Annotated in this window: 8 protein-coding genes; 5 read left to right on the forward strand and 3 right to left on the reverse strand. The window is 61.5% G+C overall.

Going from position 1 to position 7537, the window contains the following annotated elements; all coding sequences use genetic code 11:
* Positions 1-83: 83 nt before the first annotated feature.
* Positions 84-1019 (forward strand): ABC transporter ATP-binding protein, encoded by a 936-nt coding sequence (locus tag P775_RS15570; RefSeq protein ID WP_099911839.1) that lies wholly within the window; start codon positions 84-86, stop codon positions 1017-1019.
* A complete protein-coding gene (locus tag P775_RS15575; protein WP_099911840.1) occupies positions 1016-1777 on the forward strand; it encodes an ABC transporter permease in 762 nt (253 codons plus the stop codon). The genes P775_RS15570 and P775_RS15575 overlap by 4 nt, the downstream gene beginning before the upstream one ends.
* Positions 1778-1931: 154 nt before the next feature.
* On the opposite strand, the gene P775_RS15580 is transcribed toward P775_RS15575, so the two are convergent.
* Both P775_RS15580 and P775_RS15585 read right to left on the reverse strand, forming a co-directional pair.
* Positions 1932-3131 (reverse strand): MFS transporter, encoded by a 1200-nt coding sequence (locus P775_RS15580; RefSeq protein ID WP_099911841.1) that lies wholly within the window; start codon positions 3129-3131, stop codon positions 1932-1934.
* Between the two features lie 150 nt (positions 3132-3281).
* Positions 3282-4877, reverse strand: coding sequence for a sodium:solute symporter (locus P775_RS15585; RefSeq protein ID WP_099911842.1), 1596 nt, complete (start codon positions 4875-4877; stop codon positions 3282-3284).
* A 79-nt stretch (positions 4878-4956) separates the two neighbouring features.
* Here P775_RS15585 and P775_RS15590 point away from each other — a divergent pair, with 79 nt between their 5' ends.
* Complete coding sequence (locus P775_RS15590) at positions 4957-5826, forward strand: 50S ribosomal protein L11 methyltransferase (protein ID WP_099911843.1); 870 nt, start codon at positions 4957-4959, stop codon at positions 5824-5826.
* A 109-nt stretch (positions 5827-5935) separates the two neighbouring features.
* Here the strand turns inward: P775_RS15590 and P775_RS15595 are convergent, their stop codons facing one another.
* On the reverse strand, positions 5936-6208 hold the full coding sequence (locus P775_RS15595; protein WP_099911844.1) for a DUF1127 domain-containing protein: 273 nt from the start codon (positions 6206-6208) through the stop codon (positions 5936-5938).
* A 316-nt stretch (positions 6209-6524) separates the two neighbouring features.
* Between P775_RS15595 and ruvC the strand changes: the two genes are divergently transcribed.
* Both ruvC and ruvA read left to right on the forward strand, forming a co-directional pair.
* Complete coding sequence (gene ruvC, locus P775_RS15600; RefSeq protein ID WP_099911845.1) at positions 6525-7016, forward strand: crossover junction endodeoxyribonuclease RuvC; 492 nt, start codon at positions 6525-6527, stop codon at positions 7014-7016.
* A partial coding sequence (ruvA, locus tag P775_RS15605; protein ID WP_099911846.1) for a Holliday junction branch migration protein RuvA occupies positions 7013-7537 on the forward strand: 525 nt, incomplete at its 3' end. The genes ruvC and ruvA, both read left to right, overlap by 4 nt.

The following is a 7537-nucleotide window of genomic DNA, read 5'->3' on the forward strand; positions in this document are numbered from 1 at the left end:
ACCCGCACAGGCGCCCTCTCGGAATGCGCATTGCGTTCCGGGGCGACCGGCTTAGGTTGCGCACAAGAATTTGGAGGTGCCCCATGGCAGCAATTGTTGAGATCGAAAATGTCAAAAAGGTCTATGACGGCGGCTTTGAAGCGCTCAAAGGTGTCACGCTGAACATCGCCGAAGGAGAGATCCTTGCGCTGCTCGGGCCGAATGGTGCGGGTAAAACAACCCTGATTTCAGCGGTTTGCGGGCTTGCGCAGCCGACGTCTGGCCGCATCCGGGTCGGTGGACATGATGTGGTCAGCGACTTTCGCGCGGCGCGCAACCTTGTGGGGCTGGTGCCGCAGGAGGTGAACCTTGAACCGTTCGAGACGGTCTGGCGCACGGTGCGGTTTTCGCGCGGGCTGTTCGGCAAGGCCAAGGATGACAAGCTGATTGAAAAGATCCTGCGTCAGTTGTCGCTGTGGGACAAGAAGGATACGGCGATCCGCGCGCTTTCGGGAGGCATGAAACGGCGGGTGCTGATTGCCAAGGCGCTGAGCCATGAGCCGCGTGTTCTGTTCCTTGATGAACCCACCGCTGGTGTGGATGTCGAGTTGCGCCGCGATATGTGGGAGATTGTGGCCGGGCTGAAGGCCGATGGCGTGACGATCATCCTGACGACCCACTACATCGAAGAGGCTGAGGCGATTGCCGACCGGATTGGCGTGATCAACAAGGGGCAGTTGCTGCTGGTCGAGGATAAGGATGCGCTGATGACCCGGATGGGACAGAAGCAGCTGCGCATCGAGTTGCAAGGCAGAATTTCCGATATTCCTCAGGAGCTTGCTGAGTTCAATCTGCAGATGGCAGAAGGTGGCGAGGCGCTGATTTATACCTATGACACACGGGCCGAGCGGACGGGGATTGCCAAGCTGATGGCGGCGATGAGCGCGGCCGGGCTGGTGCTGCGGGATCTGGCGACCAGTCAGAATTCGCTTGAGGACATCTTTGTCGGGCTTGTGCATGAAGAGGAGGGCGCGGCATGAACTGGCAAGCGGTCAAGGCAATCTATATCTTTGAAATGGCGCGGTTTTTCCGCACATTGATGCAAAGTTTCATCTCTCCGGTCATTTCGACCTCGCTTTATTTTGTGGTCTTTGGCGCGGCCATCGGGAGCCGGATCGAGCAGGTTGAAGGCGTGTCTTATGGTGCCTTCATCGTGCCGGGGCTGATCATGCTGAGCGTGATTACCCAAGCGATTTCAAATGCTTCCTTCGGGATCTATTTCCCGAAATTCATTGGCACGATCTATGAATTGCTGTCCGCACCGATCAGTTTCCTTGAGATCGTGATGGGCTATGTGGGGGCGGCGGCGACCAAGGCGATGTTCATCGGCCTGGTGATTCTGGGCACCGCAGCGCTGTTCGTGGATCTGAGCATTCAGCACCCGATTGCCATGCTGCTGTTTCTGGTTCTGACCTGTCTCAGCTTTTCGCTCTTCGGCTTCATCATCGGGATATGGGCCGGGAATTTCGAGCAATTACAACTGGTTCCGCTGCTGGTGGTGACACCTCTCGTGTTTCTGGGCGGGTCGTTCTATTCGATTTCCATGCTGCCGGAGGCCTGGCAGGCGGTGGCGCTTTTCAACCCTGTGGTCTATCTGATTTCCGGGTTCCGCTGGGCATTCTTTGGCATGGCGGATGTGCCGATCGGGCTGAGCCTGCTGGCGATCGGGCTGTTCACCGGGCTGTGCATGGGCGCGATCTGGTGGATCTTCAAGACCGGCTGGAAGATCCGCAACTGACGCCAATCCGCAGGCTGGAAACCGTATGGTTTGCGTATGTAAAGCGTATGGCTGACAGGCGGGCGAACGCCGCCGGTGGCTAAGGTACATCATATAAAACCCGCGCCTGTTGAGGGCGCGGGTTTTGCGTATTTGGAAAGAGAAGAAGCCGGGGTTACGTGGCCCGGGTTTCGTCGATCCTTGGCAGGAACCAGGTGAGCAGACCGGCCAGAGGCAGGAAGGCGCAGATCTGATAGACGGCTTCGACCCCGTAGCTGTCGGCCAGCGCGCCGAGCAGTGCCGCCGCGATGCCGCCGAGGCCGAAGTTCAGCCCGTAGAACAGACCGCCGATCAGGCCGATCCGGTCCGGCAGCAGGTCCATCGCGTAGATCAGGATCGAGGCGAAGGCGCTGGCCATGATCAGGTTGATCATGATGGTGAGCACGCCGGTCCAGAACAGATCGACATGGGGCAGCAGCAGCGTCAGCGGCAGGGGCCCCAGCACCGAGAACCAGATGATCCGGTAGCGGCCGATCTTGTCGCCGACGATTCCGCCGATCAGCACGCCCACTGCAGCCGCCATCAGGAAGACAAACAGCATCATCTGCGAGGCGGGGATCGAGAGATCAAACCGTTCGATCAGGTAGAAGGTGTAGAAGGAGCGGAAGCTTTCGCTATAGGCGTTCTTGGTGAACATCAGCAGGGTCAGCACGACGAGGCCCACGGCAATGGTCTTTGACGCGTGTCTGGCGGTTTCCGTGCCCTTTTTGCTGCGCGCGCGAAGGGCCGCGAATTCGGCGCTGATCTGGCGCTGCTTGCTGCCGATCCATGTGAGCAGCATCATGGCGATGAGGGCGGTGACTGCGAACCACGCGAGGCTCGGCTGGCCCCAGGGCACAATGATCAGCGCGGCAAAGACCGGGCCAAGCGCGCCGCCTGCCTGACCGCCGACCTGAAACATCCCCTGCGCGAGGCCCTGACGGCCCCCGGCGGCATAGCGGGCCATCCGGGTTGCCTCGGGGTGGAAGATCGAGGAGCCGATGCCGATCAGCGCAACCGAGGCGAGAATCATGCCGTAGCTGAGCGCATAGGCGAGGCAGACCAGACCGGAGAGGGTGAACATCATCCCCACCACGGGCGAATAGGGGGCGGGATGTTTGTCGGTGATCATGCCGATCACCGGTTGCAGCATGGCGCCGGCGATCTGAAAGGTCAGGGTGATGAGGCCGATCTGCACGAAGTCCAGCGCATAGGCCTGTTTCAGGAGCGGGTAGGCTGCCGGGATCAGGGATTGCATTAGGTCATTGAGAAGGTGGGTCAGACCCAGAACCGCAAGCACGGTCAAATGGGTTCCTGTACGGGACTTGGTTGTCATGTGGGGTGTCTTGCACTTTGGGGAAAATAGGATCGTAATCCGCGCAATTGGCCACAGCGCGCCCTTGGCCGCAAGAGGGGCACCGCAAACGGTACCGCCCAAGGTGGCTGAGCGGTACCGGTGTCGTTTTGGGCCCGGAGGCCGCGCGCCTTACCAGAATAGGATCAGGATCGCGATCATCGAGGCGGCCAGCAGCATGGCCCAGAGCTTGACGTTCTTCCAGACGGGCGCGTCGTCGGACAGGGCGTCAAAGGCCATGTCGGGTGACCAGACCACGTCTTTGAGCTCCTCATCCGATCGCGGCGTGCCTGCGTTTGAGACGATGAAGAAGATCACGCAGCTGATCAGGGTCATCAAGCCCACGTTAGTCGTGTAGTGGAGCGGCCAGTAGCCGAGTTTGGTCGCGACGAAGAAGGCGAGCGAGACGGCATGGCCGCAGCAGAGCGTGAGGAAGGCGGCGTCGCCCGTGCCCTTTTTCCACAGCGCGCCGAGCAGGAAGATGGCGACGACCGGGGGCACGAGGATCGAGAAGGCCTGTTGCAGGTACTCCCAGAGGCCCCCCATGTCGTCGATGAACGGCGCCCAGAGGATGGCCACAACCATCAGGATCAGGGTGGTGACGCGGCCGATCCGGCGCTGTTCTGCCGGTTCCTTGTTCTGGGCATCCAGAAAGTCATGGCTGATCAGCGTCGAGGAGGAGTTGAGGGTGGAATCAACACTCGACATGATCGCGGCGACAAGGCCTGCGAGCACGAGGCCGGTGAGGCCGGGCGGCAGCAGAGTGGCGGTGATGGTGGGAAAGACCTGATCGGCGTTTTCGAGGTTCGGGATCACCGCGAGCGCCATGGCGCCGGGCAGGACCATGATGAACATCGGAATGATCTTGAGAAACCCGCCGAGGATGGCGCCGCGCTGTGCCTCGCGCAGATCGCGCGCGCCAAGGACACGCTGAACGATGTACTGGTTGGTGACCCAGTACCAGAAGCCCAGGAACGGCACGCCAAGGATCAGGCCCGGCCAGGGCAGGATCTCATCCGAGCGCGGCTGGATCAGCGACAGGTGGTTCGGGTCTGGCATGGCATCGGTGACGGCCTTCCACGAAAAGCCGAGGTCCGAGAAGAGGATCCATGTCATCGCGGCGGTGCCGAGGATGAGCACGATGGCCTGCAACACGTCGGTGTAGACCACAGCCTTGAGCCCCCCGGTGGCGGTATAGAGGCCTGCAAAGAGGCCGATGGCGACGCAGGTCTGCCAGATCGGAATGTCGGGAAAGAAGGTGCGCACCACGACGCCGCCGGCATACAGCCCGCCGGCCGTGTCGACGATGACGGTCAGAACAATGGTGACGGCAGAGAAGTAGAGCCGCGCGCGGCGGTCAAAGCGGAGTTCGAGCCATTCGGGGATCGTGGTGACGCGTGATTTGAAAAAGAGCGGCGCAAAGACGAAGGCCAGCAGGATCAGCGGCAGCCCTGCCATCCATTCATAAGCCGAGGTGGCGATGCCGGTGGAATAGGCTGCACCGGTCAGGCCGATGAGCGTGGTCGAGGAAATATTGGAGGCAAAAAGCGAGAAGCCGATGATGCCCCAGGTGAGCGAGCGGCCGGCGAGAAACAGGTCATCGCCACTTTGCGTGCGTCGGCTGACCCAGATGCCGATGGCAATGACCACAGCAAAATATGCCACCAGAACCCAGATATCCAGCGATGTGATCGCATTGGCGACGGCTTGCGGCGCGCCCTGTTCCATGTGTAAACCCCTTTCAAACTATGATGGCCCAACGGGCATCGCAAAAATTTGTTCCCGTTCCGGGGGAAAGCACGCAACCATGACAACCTACACGGCACTGACGACACTGATGGGCAAGGACGCGGCCGAGGCCTTGGGCGAGGGTATGGAGGCGCTTTGGCCCGAACCCACCGGCGTGGGCGTGTTCGAAGTGGAAGACGGGTCCGGCCTGTGGGAAGTTGGCGGCTATTTCGAGGAACAGCCCGACGAAACCGAACTGGCGCTGCTGGCGGCGGCCCATGGCGCGCGCGCCTTTGCCATTTCGGAACTGCCCGAGACGGACTGGGTCGCCAAAGTGCGCCGCGAGTTGATGCCGGTCGAGGCGGGGCGGTTTTTTGTCTATGGCAGCCATGATGCGGACAAGGTCCCCGAGGATTGCGAGCCGCTGCTGATCGAGGCGGCGATGGCGTTTGGCACTGGGCATCACGGCACGACGCTAGGTTGCCTGCGGGCGCTGGACCAGTTGGCGAACGGTGGATTTGTTGGCAAGAGCGTGGCCGATATCGGCTGTGGCACGGCGGTTCTGGCGATGGGCGCGGCGCGGATCTGGCCGGGTGTGGTGCTGGCGAGCGATATCGACGAGGTCGCGGTCGAGGTGGCCGAGGCGAATGTGCTGGCAAACGATCTGGTCGGTCGGGTGAAATGCGTCGAGGCGGCAGGATTCGGTCATCCGGATCTGGCGGCGGCGGCGCCGTTCGATCTGGTGTTTGCCAATATCCTCAAGGCGCCGCTGATTGATCTCGCACCTGATATGGGGCGGCACGTCGCGCCAGCGGGCTATGCGATCCTGTCGGGTCTGCTGAACGAACAGGCGGATGATGTGATTGCGGCCTATGCGGCGCAAGGCATTGGCCTGAAAGAGCGGCAGGAAATCGGCGAATGGACGACGCTGACCCTGCAGAAAAGCTGATCAAGCTGCTCTTGTCCCGGCGGCCTGTGCTGCCGGGCGATCGTCAGACATAGAAAAGGCCGCGTTCCCATGAGGAGCGCGGCCTTTTTCGTCCCCGAAGGGAGAAGGCTTAGCGGCGGGCAACGGCGTCGATGTCGCCACGGGTCAGGCCGATATCGTCCAGTTCACGGTCGGTCAGGGCCGACAGAGCCTTGCGGGTGATGCGGGAATCGTTCCAAGCAGAGACGGCAGCATAGGTCGAGGTGAACAGACCAAAGATCTGGGCCGAGGTGCTGGAGCCGTCACGGCTGCGCGGGGTGTCCAGCGCGGAGACGAAGATGTTGCCGATCAGGCCCGCGTGGCCGAACGTTCCGAACGAGTGCGAAGTGTTTGCGGTGGTCATAATCTTGAACCTTATCATATCGTGTGCGGTTTGAGTTGTTGATGCTCATCTAGTGGGCGGTTTAAGAACGCACAAGTCGCGTCGTCTGCATGGGTCACATGCAATGGATGCATGGCTGTTTTGGTGGTTAACATACCGTAAATATTGAAATAATTATGACGGACCGGTGTCTGTTTTCGGACGTATACGGACAATTTTGCGCGGAAGTGTCGCCTTTGGTTCCGGGTTGTCGTTTTTGGGCGTCGCTGCAACGGGGCTTGGCGCGTGTTCGCGTTTCGTGCTAGCTGTGTCCGCAAAGCAACAAAGGGCAGCAGGCATGCGGGTATTGGGCATAGATCCGGGTTTGCGCAACCTTGGATGGGGCGTGATCGACGTCGACGGCAGCCGACTCAGGCACGTGGCGAACGGAGTCTGCACCAGTGCCGGGCCGGAACTGGCCCCGCGCCTGCTGTCGCTGCACCATCAACTGACCGAGGTTCTGCGCCTGTATGCGCCCGAAGTGGCGGCGGTTGAGCTGACATTTGTGAACAAGGATGCGGTGGCGACGCTGAAACTGGGGCAGGCGCGGGCAATTGCGCTGCTGGTGCCGGCGCAATTCGGGCTTGAGGTTGGGGAATATGCGCCCAACAAGGTCAAGAAGACAGTGGTCGGCGTGGGCCACGCGGACAAGACACAGGTGCTGCACATGGTGAAGATGCAATTGAAGGGGGCCGAAATTCACGGCCCGGATGCGGCGGATGCCCTGGCGATCGCGATCTGCCATGCGCATCACGCCCGGGTGCCGGTCCTGCGGGAGATGCGGGCATGATCGGGCGCGTGGCGGGACGGATCGAATACAAGGGCGACGATCATGTGCTGATCGACGTGCATGGGATTGGCTATATCGTCTATTGTTCGGACCGGACGCTGGCGTCTTTGCCCCGCGCCGGAGAGGCGGCGGCGCTGTTCACCGATCTGCTGGTGCGCGAGGATCTGCTGCAGCTGTTCGGGTTCCTGTCGCTGGTGGAAAAGGAATGGCACCGGTTGCTGATGTCGGTGCAGGGGGTCGGGGCCAAGGCGGCTTTGGCGATCCTTGGCACTCTGGGGCCTGACGGCGTCAGCCGCGCCATTGCGCTGGGTGACATGAACGCGGTCAAGGCGGCGAAGGGGATCGGCCCCAAGACGGCGCAGCGCATCGTGCTGGAGCTGAAGGACAAGGCGCCGACGGTGATGGCCATGGGTGCTGCGGTGGCACCGTCCCCGGCCGAGGATCTGGGCGAGGTGATCGAGACGGCGGCCCCGCAGGTGTCGCGGCCCCGGTCGGCCCCGGCACCGCGCGCCGCCCCATCG

This window comes from Puniceibacterium antarcticum (assembly GCF_002760615.1).
Classification (GTDB): domain Bacteria; phylum Pseudomonadota; class Alphaproteobacteria; order Rhodobacterales; family Rhodobacteraceae; genus Puniceibacterium; species Puniceibacterium antarcticum.